Source organism: Iningainema tapete BLCC-T55, assembly GCF_014698965.1.
GTDB classification, from domain to species: Bacteria; Cyanobacteriota; Cyanobacteriia; order Cyanobacteriales; family Nostocaceae; genus Iningainema; species Iningainema tapete.
Genome location: NZ_JACXAE010000118.1, coordinates 109,714 through 128,166, shown reverse-complemented (window position 1 = coordinate 128,166; position 18,453 = coordinate 109,714). Strand labels below are relative to the sequence as shown.

Below are 18,453 nucleotides of genomic sequence, written 5' to 3'. Positions count from 1 at the left end.
TATATTTAATTGATATCTGTTAACCGTACAGCCACACTACCTGCGTGGGCTGGTAATCATAGCTGCTTGTGCAAGAACGATCGCCGCCTTACCTATATTCTGCAATGCTTGTTCATCACATTGCAAATAGGTAATCCGTTTGACGAAATCATAGACGCTCAAGCCAGAGGCAAAGCGGGCGGAACGTGCTGTAGGTAACACATGGTTTGGCCCACCGACATAATCACCGATCGCTTCTGGAGTATGGCGTCCTAAAAACATGCTGCCTGCACATTTAATCTGGCTGGCAAACAGTTGGGCTTCGTCTACGCACAACTCCACATGTTCTGGTGCTAACTGGTTCAACAAGGGAATACTTTCTTCTAAGTGACTGACAATAATTACTGCACCATGATTTTCCCAACTTGCGCTGGCTACTTCTTTGGTAGGCAGATTAGCCAAAATCTCGTCTACAGATGCGATCGCTCTTTTCGCGAAGCTTTCTGAATCAGTAATCAAAATTGATTGAGCGCTCTTGTCGTGTTCTGCTTGCGATAGCAAGTCCCAAGCAATCCAGTCAGGATTATTCTTACGGCAATTTTGGCAGGCAGTACATTCATCAATAGAGAACTGGGATAGCTTGCCAGTCCACCTGGTACATAAATTCCTACTGTAGGCAGTGCAACCCAATTTAATCCCAAATTCACTCCCACTGCATCGGTGTAGGCAATATTTTGCGGTAGTTGTTTTTCATGAAAAGCGACGATTCTCTGCGCCGCTACTTCCAGTGCCGTCTTAACTTCAGCCGGACATTGCGCGGCTTGCTGTGCAATAAAAGTTTCGCTCAAACGAAAGGACTGCGGATTGTAATGGTCAAACTTGTTGGTATATTCTTTTACCGCTGTATCCCCACGCTCTTTGACAGAGCGCGATAATTTCTCGTACTGTCCCGCTGACATCAACCGTTACTTCTCTTCGCTCGTTCACAAGCGCTTGGAATTTCGCAGAAAAATCTTGGTCGGTGTTTTTCAGTATTTGCATGGACAGCTACTCTGAAGTAGGGGGTTCTATTATTGTAAGAGGTTGTGTGGCAAAATTTTTATTCAATTGGATAGCGGATTGGTGTTAAATTTACGTGAACAAGTAAAAAAAGTCGGAAAAAGTCAGATAAAGTCATATTTGGGATAAACTTTATCATACTTTTTTTAAAATGACTGTTGAAGAAGCATTAATTTTTTTAGATAAATTTCTAGATCAAGGCTTAAATAACGTTCAAGAGTTGGTATTCCGTTCTTCTTGGGAGGGACAAACTTACCCGGAGATGGCGGAAAGCTCTGATTATGACGCTAACTATATTAAGGATGTGGGTTCTAAACTGTGGAAGTTGCTTTCACAGGCTTTCGCGGAAGAAGTCACAAAAAGTAATTTTCGCTCGGTGCTGAGGCGGCGTGCGCAAAGTAATCCTGTTGTGGTAAAAGTACCTGTAGCGCAAGCACATCAGCAAGACATATCCCCTAACTTAGAAATTCCCAGTGGCTCAGTACCGCTCAACTCCTCTTTTTATATTGAGCGTTACCCCATTGAATCACAAACCTATGCCGAAATCTGCAAACCAGGAAGTTTAATCCGAATTAAAGCCCCAGGGCAAATGGGTAAAACTTCCCTCATGCACAGAATTCTCACTCATGCCAAACAAACTTGCTCAGTACACACGGTACTAATTAGTTTACAACGAGCAGATCACCAAGTTTTCACTAGCTTAGATAAATTCTTACGCTGGTTTTGTGCTAATGTTAGTCGGCAGTTAAAGCTAGAGCCAAGACTGGATGAATATTGGGATGAGGATATTGGCAGTAAAGTTAGTTGCACTTTATACTTTCAAGGGTATTTGCTAGAGAAAATTGATGCTCCAATAGTTTTAGCTTTAGATGAAGTGAATCGAATTTTTGAGTATCCAGAAATCTCTCACGATTTTCTCCCTTTACTACGTTCGTGGTATGAAGATGCAAGAGAACTGGAGATTTGGCAAAAACTCCGACTGATAGTAGTTCATGCTACTGAAGCTTATATCCCTTTGGATATCAATCAATCTCCTTTTAATGTTGGACTATCAATTAAGTTACCAGAATTTACTTTAGAGCAGGTACAAAATTTAGCACTACTTCATGGACTAGAATGGGCGAGGGGCGAGGTAGGAGCGGGGAAGCTGGCTGCTCTCACAGCTATGATTGGCGGACATCCTTATTTAGTGCGTATTGCTTTATACCATCTTGCCCGAGAAGAAGTGACTTTAGAGCAGCTACTACAAGATGCTCCCACAATTGCCGGAATTTATAGCAGCTATCTGCGACATCACTTAGCAAATGTTCAAAGTCATCCGGAATTAGCCGCAGCATTCTTGAAGGTGATTACACAAACAAATGTACAGTTAGAAGCGATCGCTGCCTATAAATTAGAAAGCATGGGTTTGATAAAATTGGAGGGAAATCAGGCAATACCCACCTGTGAGTTGTACCGACTGTATTTTCACAAGCAATTGGGATAAAAAGATGCATACATATGAGTATCAAGTCGGTGGTAGTTTGAAGACGGATGCTCCTAGCTACGCGGAGCGACAGGCTGACGTTGACCTTTACAATAGCTTAGTTAAAGGTGATTTTTGTTACGTGTTTAGCTCACGGCAAATGGGCAAGTCTAGCTTGCGGTTGCGCACCAAGCAAAGATTGCAACAAGCAGGTTTCGTTTGTGCCTCTGTAGACATGACTCGCATTGGCAGCGGAAATATTACCCCGAATCAATGGTATAAGGGTGTGGTAGTTGATTTGTTGCGGGGTTTCAATCTTTTAGGTAAATTTGATTTAAAAGCTTGGTGGAATGAACGAGAAGATTTATCTGCTTTACAACGGTTGAGTCAGTTTATTGAAGACATTTTATTCGTCCACCTCAAAAGTGAAAAAATCTTTATTTTTATTGACGAAATTGATAGTGTTCTCGGCTTAAACTTTTCAGTCAAAGATTTTTTGGCTCTCATTCGTTCTTGCTACAATCAACGCGCAGAAAATCCCGAATACAATCGCCTCACTTGGGCTTTGTTTGGAGTAGCAACACCTGCTGATTTAATTGCCGATCCAACTTGTACTCCATTTAATATTGGTAAATCTATTGATTTACAAGGTTTTAAATTAACAGAAGTTGCATCATTGGCTGCCGGGTTAGAGGGTAAGGTAGCTAATCCTATGGCTGTTCTTAAAGAGATTTTAGCTTGGACAAACGGGCAACCATTTCTCACTCAGAAACTGTGTCAGATAGTTATACAAGAAAGACAGAATTCTGTAGAGACGCGCCATGTAGATACGGTTCATGGAACGTCTCTACAAAAAAATGAAGACCGTTACAAGTTAGATTACCATTTACCTATAGTTAATTATCATTTGATCAACATTTATTATCAATTTCCTGCGTTTATTTTAGAAAAGCTTGTACAAACGCATATTATTGATAATTGGGAAGCTCAGGATGAACCAGAACATTTGCGCACGATTCGCGATCGCTTATTAAGACAGCATGCTGGTTGTTTGCTGGGGCTATATCAACAAATTTTACAAGGGGTGGATGTATACACAGATGACTCTCGTGAGCAAATTGAACTACTTCTTTCTGGCTTAGTAGTTAAGCATCAAGGTAAATTGGAGGTGAAAAACCGTATTTATCAAGAAGTGTTTAACTTAGCTTGGGTAGAAAAACAATTAACGCAATTGCGCCCTTCTTCTCAAGCATTATTAGCAGCGGAACGAATTAAGGAATTAGAAGCGCAATTGCTTGAAGAGAAAAAGGCGAATATGCGGCAAAAGATTTCTTTAGTTGCTCTTTGTAGTGCGTTGGCGATCGCTTTAGGGTTGGGTGTTATTCTTTTTGTGAGGTAGATTTGGGAGCATCTTTGTTTTTAACCAACACCCTTATAGGGTGCGGGCGGGCGTATTGCAAAAAGGTGTGGTTTAAATAAGTGAAGATTTGGACGTTTGTGTTACTATTCTTTTTAAGTTTGATTTTTGTTGCTTGTGCTGAAGATGTCACAACAGATATATTTCCTGTTAATGATTCTTCTACTAAGAGCAATGTGTTGAAGATTTGGTGGGATAAGGGTTTTACGTTGGATGAAGATGAAGCGTTACAGCAAGTAGTGAGTGAATGGGAGAAAAAAACTGGCAATAAAGCTAAGGTTTTTTTCTATAATAATGATGAGTTATCGCAGAAGGCACAAAGGGCAATTCAGGCTGGTAGTCCTCCTGATGTTTTGATGAGTGATAATGTCGATCGCGTACTAAGTCCTCGTCTTGCAAGTGAGGGTAAGTTAGCAGATGTTTCGGATCTAATTCAACCGATTAAGTCTAATTTTTCTGATATTGTACTAGCAAATGTTTATTTACGCAACAACCTGAATAACAAAAAACAGAAGAGTTATTATGCTGTCCCAATTCATCAAAATATTCCGCAGATTTTTTACTGGCGGGATCTAATTCAGGAAGCTCGTAAAAGTGAGTTGGATATTCCCAAGGATTGGGATGGCTTCTGGGAGTTTTGGAAACAAGTGCAGAAGAATTTGCCACGCAAGATTTATGGCATTGGCTTTCCCATGTCGGTTGGGGCGGGAGATACTTATGAGGTTTTTGAGCAAATTTTGGAAGCTTATGATGTGCAAATTATAGATGCTAACGGTCAGTTGCAAGTTGACGATGCTAAAGTCCGTCAGGGTATTATTAACTGCATCGAGTGGTATACTAAATTTTACAAGCTTGGCTATGTGCCACGGGAAGCAGTGAATTGGCTCAATCCAGATAATAATCGCAGTTTGCTTAACCGCCAGATAGTCATGACTGCCAACAACTCTTTGTCGATTCCTGCTGCGGTACGCCAAAATCCGGATATTTACCGTAACAAGCTCGGCACAATCGGGTATCCTAATAAACCCAGTGGTAAGCCCATGCGTTATGTAGCTTTAGTTAGGCAAGCGGTGATTCTCGCTGATGCTAAAAATCAGAAGTTAGCTAAGGACTTTTTGGCATATTTAATTCAACCAAAAGTGATCGGAAGTTATCTTAAAGCTGCTGGAGGACGTTTTTTACCAGTCAATCGGCAAGTGTGGCAAGATCCTTTTTGGAGTGATAAAAGCGATCGCCACATTTCCACCGCTGCTTTGCCCATCATCAAAGGACAAACACGTCCATTTTACACTGCTCTCAACCCGGCGTACAGTAAAGTTGTGGAGCAAAAAATTTGGGCTACTGCTGTTAATCAGGTGGTGGTTAACGGTATCTCTCCTCAACAAGCAGCTGATAGAGCAATTGCGCAGATTAAGCAAATATTCAACAGTTGGCAATAATGTAGAGACGTTCCATGAAACGTCTCTATAAATATTCTGGACTGAAAACTACTGTCCAAGCTGAAGTTTCACAGATCCTAAGTTTACAGAAGGTACATCAATACCAAACCTACCAGAGAAGCTAGGTACTTTATTCGTGAATAATTTAAGACTTCAGTAGATGAATATAATACAGAAATCTAGCACCTTTGTATAAATTTTATATAAAGGTACTAAATAGTTTTACAGGCATTGACAAAAAAATAAAAATATGCATAACTATTGAGACAGCAAAGTTAACTTACGCACAAATTCAAGCGCCGCCCAAATTATTTGTTACCATTGATGGTGCTAACCACTACGGGATTACAAATATCAATGACCCTTCAAGGTCTGGATTTGAAAGCAATACACCTACCATACCTCAAAATGTAGCAATTGAAACTATCACTCGTTGGAGCGGATTATTTTTACGTACGAGGCAGAGCCTCGCGAACTACATTCCCAGCCGTTACTGCTGGGAACGAGAAACGAGAAAGTCGGGGATCTGGTTTAAGTTAAACCACTACGAAAATTGTATCAGCATTGCTGTTGATCGTACTTGCTGACTGCCCAGGAAGAACTGCCAACAAGTCATCTGCAAGTAAGATTTGAGCGCCATTGGCACTATTAGCAAACTGTAGATTATCCAAGCTACCTACCTGAAATTTGGTGGCTCCAAGTTGGAAGTTATTGATTGTGTCGTAGCCAACGCCTTTCTCCAACACAATGGTAGTAGCACCTGTACCCAACCAAACAGTATCATTACCAGCACCAGTGTTAATGAAATCGTTACCACCGCCAGCAAAGATGGTGTCATTACCAGCACCAGCAAAAATTCTGTCTGCTTGGGAACCACCGTAAATTAAGTCGTCGCCATCGCCACCATAGAGTTGATCTTCTCCACCGTTACCGTAGATAGTGTCATTTCCCGCGCCGCCGGAAATAAATTCGTTGCTGGAAGATCCGAAAATGATATCGTTACCTCGTCCACCTAATAAGGTGTCTTCGCCACCATTACCGTAAATAATATCATCGCCACTTAGACCACTGATTGTATCGGCAGCATCAGTGCCGAAAAGAGTATCATCACCTGTTGTTCCAACGCTAAATCCAGGTACAGAAGCTTGGGCTGCAAGTACTGCAAAAATTTCGCTAGCACTGTAGGAAATATTATTGAAACTTGGATTCAAAGATGCCAAAGTATTAGGTGGTAAACCTGGTACTGCTTTTGTTTGACCTTGGGTTGTACCTGGATCTGACTCTGTGTCAACTTCAATATATAGGGGAGTTTCTGGTGAGAAGTCTGTCTCACTGAGGTTGATTGCAGCAATCAGATCCCACACGGGGTTAGGATCGTTACCACTTTGAATCACTGTCAGTGCAAAGTCTAAAAACTCTGAGGCGATCGCACTTTCCGGAGTTTTTGTCGCCCGCCACGCTTGCAAATCATCTTGATCGAATGAAATTTGGTTTGTGGCATCAAGAGGAGTCAATTGTATTTTTAAACCCCGCTCTCCTGCCGCAAACACTTCCCCGGCTGCAACCGGATCAACCCAAATGTTAAACTCGGCAACTTCGTTGGTAGAAAACGGTGGAGTTGGCAGTACACCTAAATTTCCTGGCACGAAGACTGCCCCACCCAAAATTTGCACAACAGAAATGTTGTCAATAATTGAGGGATCGAGGCGCAGAGCTTCAGCAATGTTAGTCAGAGAACCAGTTGCCAGAATCGCCACTGGTTCTGATGATTGTTTTACTGTCTCCACAATCAATTCTGCCGCATTCCGTGTCTGGAGTGGTGGCGCTGTATCTGGCAGGGTGACAAACGGTGCCCAAAAGGTATCCGAACCTTCCCGAATGAAGCTTGGATAGGTGTTGTTTCCCGACAAGGGATCTTCCCTGCCTATTCCCACCGGGATATCAGTTTCTCCCAGTCGTGCTAGCATCCGGGATAAATTATTATTCACAAAGAATTCAGGACGGGCAATTCCCTGATTGATTGTAATCGCCTCAATGCTGAATTTGGGATTAGCTAGCGTATATGCTAGTGCTGTCAGCCCGTCTTGACTACCATCATCGTCAACAATCAGAGGAATTGGCTTAACTGAAATTGATGTATCCTGTGTCATTGTTAATTTCTCCTAAGTGCATGAAACAAATAATTTTCAAATTAAATTCCAGCAACCAACAGTTGATCGTGTCTATATTTTTTGAATCACTTTGAAACTAAAATCTGGTAAAAATAGCCACACTAAATACCCAACTTACCAGAAAATCAGGGTATTTCCTTACTCGTGAATAATTTAAGTCTTCAATATAATACAGAAATATAGTACCTATGTATAAATTTTCTATAAACTGAATTGCCCAAGGTGAGCAGATCACCGACTTCTTGAAGAAGTCGGTGATCTGTTGTTAGATGCATTGACAAGAACAAAGAAATATGTGTAAAGAAAATTGTAGGCGATCGCTAACACCATAGTAATGAACTTTTTCCAGAGGATTGTACAAACATAGCGTTCTTCAAGCGCGTATGACGCATAAAGCCAAAAAATTCCCAGTGTAAGTATTATAAAACAAGGCGATAATTTCTCTAGGGACAAGCAATAATTAATATGAATTGGAATCAGCACTTAACAACCAAAGTCGCCAGTTCCTTCTTAATCCTGTCTCTAGTTACTGTTGGTGTCGTGGGAGGCGTTGCTTTCCTCAAAGCCAGAGAAGCGCTCAAACGAGCTTCTTACAGTCAACTTAGTGTTTCTGCAGCACTCAAGGAGGAAGAAATTAGCCGTTGGTTTGAGGATCAACAACGGGATTTTCTCCTGACAACTAAATTTCCCGATGTACAAGCAAACCTTAAGACACTATTAAATCAAGATGTATCCCAGCCAAATCAAACAGCCGCCAAAGCGGTTTTATCTAAATACTTTAAGGATATAGTCGAGCTGCAACCTAACTTCAGGGAGATTTTCATTCTCGATCGCAGCAGTAGGGTGATCCTATCCACAGATCGACTGCATGAACAACAGTATGAAGTTTCTGCCAATATTACTTACATTAAGCAAGTTGAGTTGGGATTTTCTCCTAACTTTTATGTCTCACCCGTCACTGGTAAGCCTGCGGTGACTTTGGCAACTCCTGTGCTGAATAAAGATGGAGTACGTATTGGCATTATCTTAGCTCATCTTAACTTAGAACGAATCGATGAGATTGTGCGGCAAAACACGGGTTTGGGTAAGAGTGGCGAAACCTACTTGGTAGGATCTTTAGTAACTAAATACGATTTTATCTCCAAACCAAAAGCTAATACTCGTAAATTTCCTCAAGGAGTTCATTCTCAAGGTATTGATAAGGCAATGAATGGTATTAGCGCTCAAGAATTATATAAAAATTATGCCGGAGTGCCTGTAATTGGAGTGTATCGTTGGCTCAACAACCAAAATCTTGCTTTACTAGTAGAGATGCATCAAGAAGAAGCCTTTGCTCCGGCTCGTCAATTGGCAGGCACAATTACGGGAGTAGGATTGGCATCAGCAATGTTTCTATTTGTTGGAGTTTACTGGCTGACGCGACAGTTAGAAATAGCAAGACAGCAGTTAGAGAATTACAGTCACGAATTGGAGGTGAAAGCTCAAGAAGCTGAAGCAGCAAACTTGGCTAAAAGTGAATTTTTAGCCAACATGAGCCATGAATTGCGCACTCCCCTCAACAGTATACTCGGCTTTGCTCAATTAATGCAGCGCGATCGCTCAACCACAAAAGCACATTTGGAAAATTTAGAAATCATTAGTCGTAGTGGTGAACATTTACTGACATTAATTAATGATGTCTTATCAATGGCAAAAATTGAAGCAGGCAGAACAACATTGAACGAAAATAGTTTCGATTTGTATAGTTTGCTTGACTCAGTTGCAGAAATGTTTACGCAAAAAGCCGAATCCAAAGGTTTACAACTAATTGTTGAGCGTAATCCTCATCTTCCCAGATATGTGCAAACAGATGAAAGTAAATTACGTCAAATCTTAATTAACCTCCTTGGTAACGCCATCAAATTTACTCAACAAGGTAGCATTACCCTGCGCGTAACAATACCTCACTCCCAAACTCCCCCACTCCCAAACTCCCCCACTCCCAAACTCCCCCACTCCCTACATTTTCAAATCGAAGACACAGGTGTTGGAATTGCTGCAACTGAGATAGAAAATTTGTTTAAACCTTTTGTGCAAACCCATGCAGGTAGGATATCTCAGCAAGGCACTGGTTTAGGTTTAACTATTAGTCGAAAATTTGTGAACTTAATGGGAGGCGATATTTCTGTAAGCAGTACCTTGGGTAAGGGAACGATTTTTGATTTTGATATACAAATTAGTCTAGTAGAAGTAGATTCAGTTCAAACTGCACGAATTAATAGACGGGTAATTGGTTTGGAGCCTAACCAACCCAAGTATCGCATTTTAGTGGTGGAAGATAAGTGGGAGAATCGTCAACTGCTGCTCAAGATGCTCTTACCACTTGGTTTTGAAGTACGTGAAGCAGAAAATGGACTTGATGGTGTAAGAATTTGGGAAACTTGGGAACCACATTTGATTTGGATGGATATGCGGATGCCTGTAATGGATGGATATGAAGCTACTAAACAAATTAAAGCACATTTGAAAGGTCAAGCTACTACCATCATTGCTTTGACTGCAAGTGCTTTTGATGAACAACGTAATATAATTTTATCAATTGGCTGTGACGATTTTGTCCGCAAACCTTTCCAAGAAGAAGTAATCTTAGAAAAGATGGGACAATATCTAGGGGTACGTTATGTATATGAACAGGAAATCCCTTCTAGCGAAAAAAGTGAAAATACTGAATTATCTTCGTCATTATTACAAAATTATTTAGCTCAGATGCCGACTCAATGGGTGGCACAGCTACACCAGGCTGCACTATGTACCGATGAAAAGCAGATTTTTAGCTTGATTGAGCAAATTCCTGAAGAATGTGCGCCACTGGCACATGCTCTTACTGATTGGGTGAATAATTTCCGGATTGATAAAGTTATTGATATTACACAAATACAGGAAAATGAATAATCATGAGGTTCAACTGCCTAAAGCCAACATTTTAGTTGTTGATGATACACCAGATAATCTGCGACTTCTGTCGGCAATGTTAACTCAGATGGGGTATGAAGTTCGCAAAGTAATTAATGGGCAAACAGCTTTGAAAACTGCTCAAGCTGCACCACCGGATCTAATTTTACTCGATATCATGATCCCAGATATGAATGGCTATGAGGTTTGCCAACATCTGAAAGCTTCTCCTCTCACTCGTGATATTCCGGTGATTTTTATTAGCGCTTTAGATGAGGTTCTTGATAAAGTCAAAGCTTTTGCTGTTGGTGGAGTGGATTATATCACGAAACCTTTTAGTGAAGAAGAAGTTTTTGCCCGTGTAGAAAATAACTTAACAATCCGGCGGCTGCAAAAGCAACTCACCGAACAAAATGCACGTCTGCAACAAGAAATGCGTGAGCGTCAACAAGCTCAGATAGCACTCAAGCTTTCGCAGTTTTATCTAGACAGGTTTAAGGATTCTGTCTACTTCGTTAATTCTGATGCCCAGATTATCTACGTGAATGAAGCCGCTTGTCATACTCTTGGCTACAGTCGCGAACAACTACTATCCATGACTATTCACGATATTAACCCAAATTTTCCCCGCGCAACTTGGCACTCAGAATGGTATAAGTTTAGACACAAAGACTCTTTCACTTTTGCATCTACTCACGTCACTCAAGATGGTAAGGAACTCAGCGTAGAGATAACTGTTAACTACATAGAACTCAATGGTCAAGAATACCATTGTAGCAGTGTCCGGACTCTCTAAGTAAATTATTTAGAGTGCGTAAGTTTAGTATGCTGACAATTATTTAGAGTTAGCAAGATTGGTTGTCTGCTTAATCGGCATCCTCAAGGGTGTAGATGGCGTGCGTTAACCAAAGCTTGTGTTAATTAAAACTTAAAAAAATAATTGGGAGCAGTTATGTTTTATATAGTAGAAGATGGTGACACATTAGCAAAAATAGCTGATAAATTTTATGGCGATCGCATTTTTTGGCAAATAATTTATGATGCAAATCAGGATGCGCTCGTACTTGAAAGAGGAGTGATAATTTTCATTCCGCCATGTATTAAAGTACATGGAGCGAGTAGCGCCCCCAAACCGTTAAAACGGACTAAATAAGAACTCGTAAAAACAAAACTAACTTGATACTACAGTAGACTAGCACCATGCCAAAAATCATCCAGCTTATCCAAATAGAAGCAATTTGGCATATCCATAGAGTCAGTAAAACAAATGCGATCGCATCGGCAATTAATACTGGTAAACGTTCAGAAATTTTCCAAGGCTGAATGACAATTTCAGCCTCTGGATGAATTTTTATTGGTGCAAATAAATTAAACCAAATCAGGCTCAGTACAATCAAAATTACACCCCATCCCAGCCACACAGATGATAGATAAAATCCTATAAGTTCTAGAAAAATTGTACTAATAGTGATGAAGGAGAAAGTATTCAAACGAATATCCTTAACTTGCTGTTTTGCTTTCTCGATTAGTTGCAAATCCTGATCTGCCATCCGTGCTTGTTCTATACTAAATAAAAACAATCCCGAAGCTAGTAGTTGATGCGTTAATTCTTGTCCCCAAATAACTTGTATCAATATACCAAGACTTGCCGGAAAGAAAAGTAAAAATATTATCCCAGTAATTGAAAGCATTTCATAACTTCCTAGCTATTTAATCAACAAACGCCACTGTGATTCAGAGTGAAATTATAACTCCAGTGTTCCCAATCAGGTACAGATAGATTCATCGCATAACATGACTAGTAAGAAATTGTCAATACATACAAATGAGTGAACGGGAGTTTTGATGATATAAAAGTACTGACGATTATCTCGCTAAATCCTTCTTCTATCAAAACGTGCATTCTTTTATGGCGATTTTATGACTTATGCTAGAGGCGTGAATAATTTTTTACAGCTAGTCTTAGTCTGTAAAAAGTATTAACATGGAGTCAAGTTATGGCAAACTTAATTTCAAAGGCGATCGCTCGCATCAGTTCCGTACTTAACGGGTTTCAGGTAAAGCGTTTTGTAGGAGTTGTCCTAGTTGGATTTTTACTGCTGACAACAAACGCTGCTCCTGAGAGTACTGCCGACGCTGTTACCGCGAAGGTTAAAGAAGTTGTAAATCAAAACGATTCCCAAAGACCAAAAACAACAGGACAATGGAATCGGGAAGCTCGTGAGACAGAAGGTAATCCTGGTGAAAGAGTTAAAAAAATTGCCAAAGAATCAGCAGAAGCGGTAAAAGATTTTGGTAAGCTGTACCCAGATACCATTGAAAGAAGCGCTAACGCTGATCAATAAAACAAAGTTCGAGAGAAAATCTCGCGCAAAGACGCACTCGTCGCAAAAATGTAGAGACGCGAAATTTCGCGTCTCTGAGCGCGTCTACTCATACTGACGCGGCGTATAAACCCAAATTCCCCCACTATGCTGCACTATCCTAGTCTTAGTTGAGCCAATTAGCACAAGAGTCCGCATATCTACTTCATCGGGCGATAACTCTGCTAAAGTCCGCACCAGAACCGATTCTCCCACACGCCCAAGATTACGGGCAAGCACGACGGGTGTTTGGGGGGAGCGATCGCGTAGTAAAATATCTCGTGCAGATGCTAATTGCCAAGTACGCTGTTTTGAGGCAGGATTGTAAAAGGCGATAACGAAATCTGCCTTTGATGCGGCAATAATTCGACTTTCAATTACAGACCAAGGTTTGAGAATATCAGATAGAGAAATAACGCAGAAATCATGCCCGATGGGGGCACCAATTCTAGCTGCAGCAGCTTGTATAGCTGAAATACCAGGGGCGACTTGAATCTTGATTCTTTGCCATTCTGGCTTAGGGTTGGAATCCAACACTTCAAACACTGCCGCCGCCATTGCATATATACCGGGATCGCCAGAGGAAACGATCGCCACCTTTCGCCCCCCGGCTGCTAAATCCAAAGCCATCTCTGCCCTTGCCAGTTCCTCACGGTTATCAAACTCGTGTCGCCGCTGCCCTGGTTTTAATGTCCCAGCTAAGTCTAAGTAAAACCTATAACCTACTAAATCAGTAGCTTCACTGATAATTTGTTTAACTTCAGGTGACATCCATTGTGCTGCACCGGGTCCAGTGCCAACAATAAATAGCTGTCCCCTTGCTTGACCTATATTATTAGTATCAATTATATCAGAAGCAGTAGCAATTGCCACGCTCATTCCATTTTCAAGTTCTTGTACGAGTAATTCTGACGCACCTGTTGCTGCCAGGGCAATTGCCACTGCATCTTGACAATCTAAGAAACGAGCTTGTATGTTGAAAGAGTTGGCGATCGCATCAATTGCAGGTGCATTCCTCTCTTCTGCCCAAGCAAAAACTCCTGCCAAAGATGCAGGGGAAAGTCCAGCATTAACAAGTATACGACGAACAAAAGTTACTGCCTCATCTGGATTAACACCCCGCGCATTACTTACTCCAATTGCCAAAGTTGCCGGATGATAAACCAAACAATTTGGACTCAACTCTACCTGATATTCCGTCACCCGAATCATCAATCGTCCATTTGAGTCAAAAGGCAGTTTACTGTTAACCAACCAAGAAGCAGTTCCCTCTAATTTAACTGTTGCCCCCGCCAGTAAATCGGAAATAAACCCCTTTGCATCATCCGGGTTAGCCAAGTGATATCCTTGAGGAGGAGCCAAAAGCGCCGTGCGAAAGCGGATATCTCCCGTTGTTGTAATTGCCGCTTGCACTTGCAACACCGCTGCAATTTGCCTTGCCAAATCATTCACACCCTGAAGTCCCCCCAGTAACGGTACCACTGCACTACCATCTTCCGCTACTGCCAAAACTGGTGGCTCTTGACGCTTATCTGATAAAACTGGGGCAAGAGTGCGGATGAGAATTCCTGCCGCACAAATACCAATAATTGGAGTTCCACTGGTAAACAATTCTCGTAAAGTAGAACCAAAATCGGTGAAACTGACATCAACATCCGATGTTCTTTGCGCCAACCCGTAGAGTGTTGCTGGCACAACTGTTATCATCTGCCTTGCCAGCGAGACGCTGTTTTGATTTAAAATGATGATTGCTGCTGGTACTTTAGGGCTGTTGTGCATATACCATACGTGAGGCGAAGAAAGAAGCATTGTACAATGGAATTGAAAACAATAATAGAATAAAAATGGCAGCGAAAGATCGTTTCCATGAAGCGGTTAGGCGGGCATTGGAAAAGGAACAATGGGTTATAACTGACGACCCACTCAAAGTAGAAGTAGGAGGTGTAAAGCTAGAGATTGACTTAGGTGCAGAGCGTCTTCTAGCCGCAGAACGAGCAGGAGAGAAAATAGCCGTTGAAATCAAAACATTTTTAGGCGACTCGCCTGTCACAGATTACCATGCAGCACTAGGTCAATTCCTTAATTATCGTCTTGCTCTAGAAATTAGTGAACCCGATCGCACCTTATATTTAGCAATTCCAGTTGCCATTCATCAAGCCTTCTTTCAACGAGAATTTGCTCAACTGTCAGTTGAACGTTATCAAATTAAGCGGCTAATTTACGATCCAGTTCAAGAGGTTATTTTGCAATGGATAAACTAGAAAAGTATCGCCAGTGTATTCAAACCTTACTTAGCAATTATGTCGCTATACCGATCTCCAATGGTGAAATTGAATCACAAACTGTTTTTGATCTACAACAAGATCACTATCAAGTAATGAATGTTGGCTGGGATGGCAATCGTCGAGTACACGGTTGTGTCTTACACTTAGACATCAAAGATGGCAAAATCTGGGTGCAACAAAATACAACAGAATTGCGCATTGCTCATGAATTAGCTGCAATGAGTATTCCTAAAGAAGATATTGTGTTGGGCTTTCAAGCACCTTATGTAAGAGAATACACTGGATTTGGTGTAGCGTAAACTTTGTTAATATAGAATCAATCACTACTTAGAATAGTGCCATTGGGCATGATGGTATCCTGAAAGTAGGCATCGTCGGAGATAGCTTTCAAAATTTCACGACTATCAACTCCGAAGAAGTTAGCTCTAGTCAAGTTAGCCTCAGTGAAAGAAACGTCCAAGATTATCTTGGCATTTCTAAAGTCAGTATCGGTCAAGTTGGCACAAATAAATCTAGTCTCCAGTATCTTGGCTTCACCAAAATTACATCCACTCAAATTAGTGTGGGTGAACTTGGTTTCTTGCAAGTCAGTTCTGCTCAGATTAACTCCCTTGAAATACCAGTCACCAAGTTCCATGAAAGGACTAGCTAACTTGACTTGGATTCTAGAAAAATCCCTTTCACCAGCAGTATATCGCGCTCAGCAACTCGTCAATGGTCATATTTCCATTATACACGAGCTGCTGTGCGATCTCTTAAACCTTCGAGAAACACGCACCTTTAGTCCCCCATTGGATCTGGTTTACCAATTCCCAATTCTTGAAGTTTGGCTTTAACATCTGACCACTCAGTACCACAATAGTAGTATTTTTTATCCAAAATATTTGCTATGTAATAGCCTTGTTTACCACCGTTTATTCTAAATAGCTCAACGGCAACTTTTTTCATCGAAGTGTCAAAAGCTGCAAATTCTTCTTCTATCGATAGATTTGGGGCATTAAATAAATTGATGAACGGTTCGCCGTGCTTGAACGCCCAGCCATTTCCTCTGCGCTCAATAATTTGATAGTAAACAGGACACACAACTACAGTGCTGGAATTTGTCATAATCAAATTAGGTTTATCTTCAGGATAATCGCCCCTAGCTAGTGACTAGGGGTTGATAACTACGTGTTAGTTATCGGTGTTGTCTTGTCGTTCTGGTTGATCTGCAATATCATCCAGATCTTGTTCGACAACTTCTGAGTCCACAAGGTACGTTTCTCTAGACACTTCATCGCGCTTTTTCCAAACTCCTTGGATTATACGGATGAAAATCTTTACCGGATTAAACAAACCTTGATGACCATTACCGTTTTTGCTCAATAAGCACCTCCTTTAACAACTGAGTTAGTTAACTGGGGACTAATTGTCCCCATATTTATTGTAAACTATTTTTACTTAAAAGCGTTAACTATTTTATCTGTGAATTTTCTGCTTTTTTAGTAGCAATTAAGATAATTTCTCCTGAGGCGATCGCATCCAACAACTGACCTGTTGAACCTTCTTCATCATACACATAACCTAGTTTATAAGCTATTTCTTTAAGTTTATCTCCCGTTCCCTGTGCAACCCTTGCATGTAGATTAGTACGGTCTAACTTTTTTCTTCCTGCCATATGTGACAACCATATTTATCAAAAGTGGTATACATATTTAAGATAACATCTGTCTTGCCATCACAGCGAAAATGCCATCAAACAAGGAATTCATCCCAACCAATTGACGGCACAAAATGTGGAACGATTTCGAGAAACGCAGTTAAAGCGCATTGGTAATCGCTTTTGCTGGAATCATCAAGTCCAAACAACTGACTCCTCTTACTACAAGTGGACGCAGTGGATTTTCTTGCAGTTTTTCAAAGCGGGGTTGGCAGTGCGCAAAAAAGCGTAGGTGAACTAGTGTCCTTCTTGCAAAAAGGTGCTTGCCGATGAGCAGGCGATCGCAGGTGTATGCGAACGGTGCAGCACTACTGTGACTCAACGCGAATTAGAGCAGTGGTTCTTCAAAATCACCCATTACGCTCAACGTCTATTATCTAACCTTGATCGGTTAGACTGGTCAGAAAAAGTTAAAGTACAACGTAACTGGATCAGTCGTTCAGAAGGTTTACAATTTCAGTTGGACATAGCTGAATCTCAGTTGCAAATCGCAGTATTCACAACTCTTCCAGAGACAATCTTTGGCATGACATATGTGGTGCTTGCTCCAGAGCATCCTTTGGTCGATCAAATTGTAACTGAGGAATATAGGGAAGCGATCGCCACTTACAAACAACAGGCATCACGTCAATCTGAGTTCGCTCGCGCCACTCACCAAAGTAAAACAGGGCAGTTCACGGGTGCGTATGCGATTCATCCGCTCACCCAAGAACGTATCCCAATATGGATTGCCGATTACGTTTTGTCAAGTTATGGCACCGGAGCCGTGATGGCAGTGCCAGCCCATGACGATCGCGACTTTGAGTTTGCCAAAAACATGGGGTTGCCGATTCGACAGGTGGTGATTCCTGCCAGTGAGTCGTCAAAAGCACCTCAACTCGATACCGCATTCACAGAACATGGAACCTTGATTGACTCTGGGAGATTTACCGGACTTGCTTGTGCAGATGCTGCTGGGCAAATCATCGACTGGTTTGAGCAGCAGGGTTTAGGCGATCGCACCGTACAATATCGTTTACGAGATTGGTTGATTTCGCGGCAGCGCTACTGGGGTCCACCAATTCCGATTGTCTACTGCGATACCTGCGGTACGGTTCCGGTGCCAGAGGATCAGTTGCCTGTTCATTTACCTCAAACTGAGGATTGGTTGCCCAAGGGAACAGGAACATCGCCATTGTCACAAATTGATTCATTTGTCAACACGAGTTGTCCGTGTTGTGGTGGCGCGGCTCGTCGAGAAACCGACGTATCTGATAATTTTCTTGATTCTGCCTGGTACTTCCTTCGCTATCCTTCAAGCGATCGCGATGATGTTCCTTTTGATCCACAAATTACTGCCAAATGGTTGCCGGTAAATATGTACATTGGCGGGGCAGAACATTCAGTGTTACATCTTTTATATAGCCGCTTCATCACAATGGTGCTGCACGATTTGGGTTATATCGAATTCGAGGAACCCTTTGAGCGTTTCCGCGCTCACGGATTGCTTACCAAAGATGGAGCCAAAATGAGCAAATCGAAAGGTAATGTGGTAAACCCCGATCAATATATCGAGGAATACGGCGCAGATACCTTACGCACCTATTTGATGTTTTTGGGACCGTATCATCAGGGTGGTGATTTTTCTGATCGCGGCATTGCCGGA

The 18,453-nt window shown here is 41.5% G+C and carries 17 protein-coding genes and 3 pseudogenes; 12 read left to right on the top strand and 8 right to left on the bottom strand.

Features of this window, described 5'->3' with window-relative positions:
- Positions 1 to 5 precede the first annotated feature (5 nt).
- Positions 6 to 1,020: pseudogene (locus tag ICL16_RS38930) on the bottom strand (histidinol dehydrogenase).
- A gap of 169 nt (positions 1,021 to 1,189) precedes the next feature.
- Here ICL16_RS38930 and ICL16_RS38925 point away from each other — a divergent pair.
- From ICL16_RS38925 to ICL16_RS38915, 3 genes are all read left to right on the top strand, one after another.
- Complete coding sequence (locus ICL16_RS38925; RefSeq protein ID WP_190836917.1) at positions 1,190 to 2,524, top strand: AAA-like domain-containing protein; 1,335 nt, start codon at positions 1,190 to 1,192, stop codon at positions 2,522 to 2,524.
- 4 nt (positions 2,525 to 2,528) lie between these two features.
- On the top strand, positions 2,529 to 3,902 hold the full coding sequence (locus ICL16_RS38920; protein WP_190836916.1) for an AAA-like domain-containing protein: 1,374 nt from the start codon (positions 2,529 to 2,531) through the stop codon (positions 3,900 to 3,902).
- An 80-nt stretch (positions 3,903 to 3,982) separates the two neighbouring features.
- A complete protein-coding gene (locus ICL16_RS38915; protein WP_190836915.1) occupies positions 3,983 to 5,359 on the top strand; it encodes an extracellular solute-binding protein in 1,377 nt (458 codons plus the stop codon).
- Between the two features lie 536 nt (positions 5,360 to 5,895).
- Here ICL16_RS38915 and ICL16_RS38910 read toward each other — a convergent pair.
- A complete protein-coding gene (locus tag ICL16_RS38910; RefSeq protein WP_190836914.1) occupies positions 5,896 to 7,509 on the bottom strand; it encodes a nucleoside hydrolase in 1,614 nt (537 codons plus the stop codon).
- A 486-nt stretch (positions 7,510 to 7,995) separates the two neighbouring features.
- On the opposite strand from ICL16_RS38910, the gene ICL16_RS38905 reads away from it, so the two are divergent.
- The 3 genes from ICL16_RS38905 (at position 7,996) to ICL16_RS38895 (ending at position 11,614) form a co-directional block, all read left to right on the top strand.
- Positions 7,996 to 10,461: a hybrid sensor histidine kinase/response regulator gene (locus tag ICL16_RS38905; RefSeq protein ID WP_190836913.1), complete on the top strand. Its 2,466-nt coding sequence runs from the start codon at positions 7,996 to 7,998 to the stop codon at positions 10,459 to 10,461.
- Positions 10,454 to 11,257, top strand: coding sequence for a response regulator (locus ICL16_RS38900; protein WP_190836912.1), 804 nt, complete (start codon positions 10,454 to 10,456; stop codon positions 11,255 to 11,257). Before ICL16_RS38905 ends, ICL16_RS38900 begins: the two co-directional genes overlap by 8 nt.
- A 156-nt stretch (positions 11,258 to 11,413) precedes the next feature.
- Positions 11,414 to 11,614 (top strand): LysM peptidoglycan-binding domain-containing protein, encoded by a 201-nt coding sequence (locus ICL16_RS38895; protein WP_190836911.1) that lies wholly within the window; start codon positions 11,414 to 11,416, stop codon positions 11,612 to 11,614.
- On the opposite strand, the gene ICL16_RS38890 is transcribed toward ICL16_RS38895, so the two are convergent.
- Positions 11,607 to 12,152 (bottom strand): hypothetical protein, encoded by a 546-nt coding sequence (locus tag ICL16_RS38890; protein ID WP_190836910.1) that lies wholly within the window; start codon positions 12,150 to 12,152, stop codon positions 11,607 to 11,609. The genes ICL16_RS38895 and ICL16_RS38890 overlap by 8 nt on opposite strands.
- Before the next feature lie 306 nt (positions 12,153 to 12,458).
- On the opposite strand from ICL16_RS38890, the gene ICL16_RS38885 reads away from it, so the two are divergent.
- The gene (locus ICL16_RS38885; protein WP_190836909.1) at positions 12,459 to 12,806 is read left to right on the top strand and encodes a hypothetical protein; all 348 of its coding nucleotides are present in this window, start codon (positions 12,459 to 12,461) and stop codon (positions 12,804 to 12,806) included.
- 84 nt (positions 12,807 to 12,890) lie between these two features.
- Here the strand turns inward: ICL16_RS38885 and cobJ are convergent, their stop codons facing one another.
- On the bottom strand, positions 12,891 to 14,603 hold the full coding sequence (cobJ, locus tag ICL16_RS38880; RefSeq protein WP_190837184.1) for a precorrin-3B C(17)-methyltransferase: 1,713 nt from the start codon (positions 14,601 to 14,603) through the stop codon (positions 12,891 to 12,893).
- Between the two features lie 65 nt (positions 14,604 to 14,668).
- On the opposite strand from cobJ, the gene ICL16_RS38875 reads away from it, so the two are divergent.
- Positions 14,669 to 15,085, top strand: coding sequence for a XisH family protein (locus ICL16_RS38875; protein WP_190836908.1), 417 nt, complete (start codon positions 14,669 to 14,671; stop codon positions 15,083 to 15,085).
- On the top strand, positions 15,073 to 15,408 hold the full coding sequence (locus ICL16_RS38870) for a XisI protein (protein ID WP_190836907.1): 336 nt from the start codon (positions 15,073 to 15,075) through the stop codon (positions 15,406 to 15,408). Before ICL16_RS38875 ends, ICL16_RS38870 begins: the two co-directional genes overlap by 13 nt.
- 17 nt (positions 15,409 to 15,425) lie before the next feature.
- Here ICL16_RS38870 and ICL16_RS38865 read toward each other — a convergent pair whose 3' ends face one another.
- The 4 genes from ICL16_RS38865 to ICL16_RS38850 form a co-directional block, all read right to left on the bottom strand.
- The gene (locus ICL16_RS38865) at positions 15,426 to 15,746 is read right to left on the bottom strand and encodes a pentapeptide repeat-containing protein (protein WP_190836906.1); all 321 of its coding nucleotides are present in this window, start codon (positions 15,744 to 15,746) and stop codon (positions 15,426 to 15,428) included.
- Between the two features lie 143 nt (positions 15,747 to 15,889).
- Positions 15,890 to 16,216 carry a hypothetical protein gene (locus tag ICL16_RS38860; RefSeq protein WP_190836905.1) on the bottom strand — a complete coding sequence of 109 codons (327 nt, stop codon included), beginning with the start codon at positions 16,214 to 16,216 and terminating at the stop codon, positions 15,890 to 15,892.
- Positions 16,217 to 16,282: 66 nt separating this feature from the next.
- Positions 16,283 to 16,474: a hypothetical protein gene (locus ICL16_RS38855; RefSeq protein ID WP_190836904.1), complete on the bottom strand. Its 192-nt coding sequence runs from the start codon at positions 16,472 to 16,474 to the stop codon at positions 16,283 to 16,285.
- Between the two features lie 88 nt (positions 16,475 to 16,562).
- Entirely contained in the window at positions 16,563 to 16,766 is a 204-nt protein-coding gene (locus ICL16_RS38850) for a hypothetical protein (RefSeq protein ID WP_190836903.1), read from the bottom strand.
- A 118-nt stretch (positions 16,767 to 16,884) separates the two neighbouring features.
- On the opposite strand from ICL16_RS38850, the gene ICL16_RS46450 reads away from it, so the two are divergent.
- The 3 genes and pseudogenes from ICL16_RS46450 to ICL16_RS47925 all read left to right on the top strand — a co-directional run.
- The gene (locus tag ICL16_RS46450; RefSeq protein ID WP_238361145.1) at positions 16,885 to 17,040 is read left to right on the top strand and encodes a hypothetical protein; all 156 of its coding nucleotides are present in this window, start codon (positions 16,885 to 16,887) and stop codon (positions 17,038 to 17,040) included.
- A gap of 27 nt (positions 17,041 to 17,067) precedes the next feature.
- Positions 17,068 to 17,772: pseudogene (locus tag ICL16_RS47930) on the top strand (leucine--tRNA ligase); the annotation flags it as partial.
- A 63-nt stretch (positions 17,773 to 17,835) separates the two neighbouring features.
- Positions 17,836 to 18,432, top strand: a pseudogene (locus ICL16_RS47925) (class I tRNA ligase family protein); the annotation flags it as partial.
- Positions 18,433 to 18,453 lie beyond the last annotated feature (21 nt).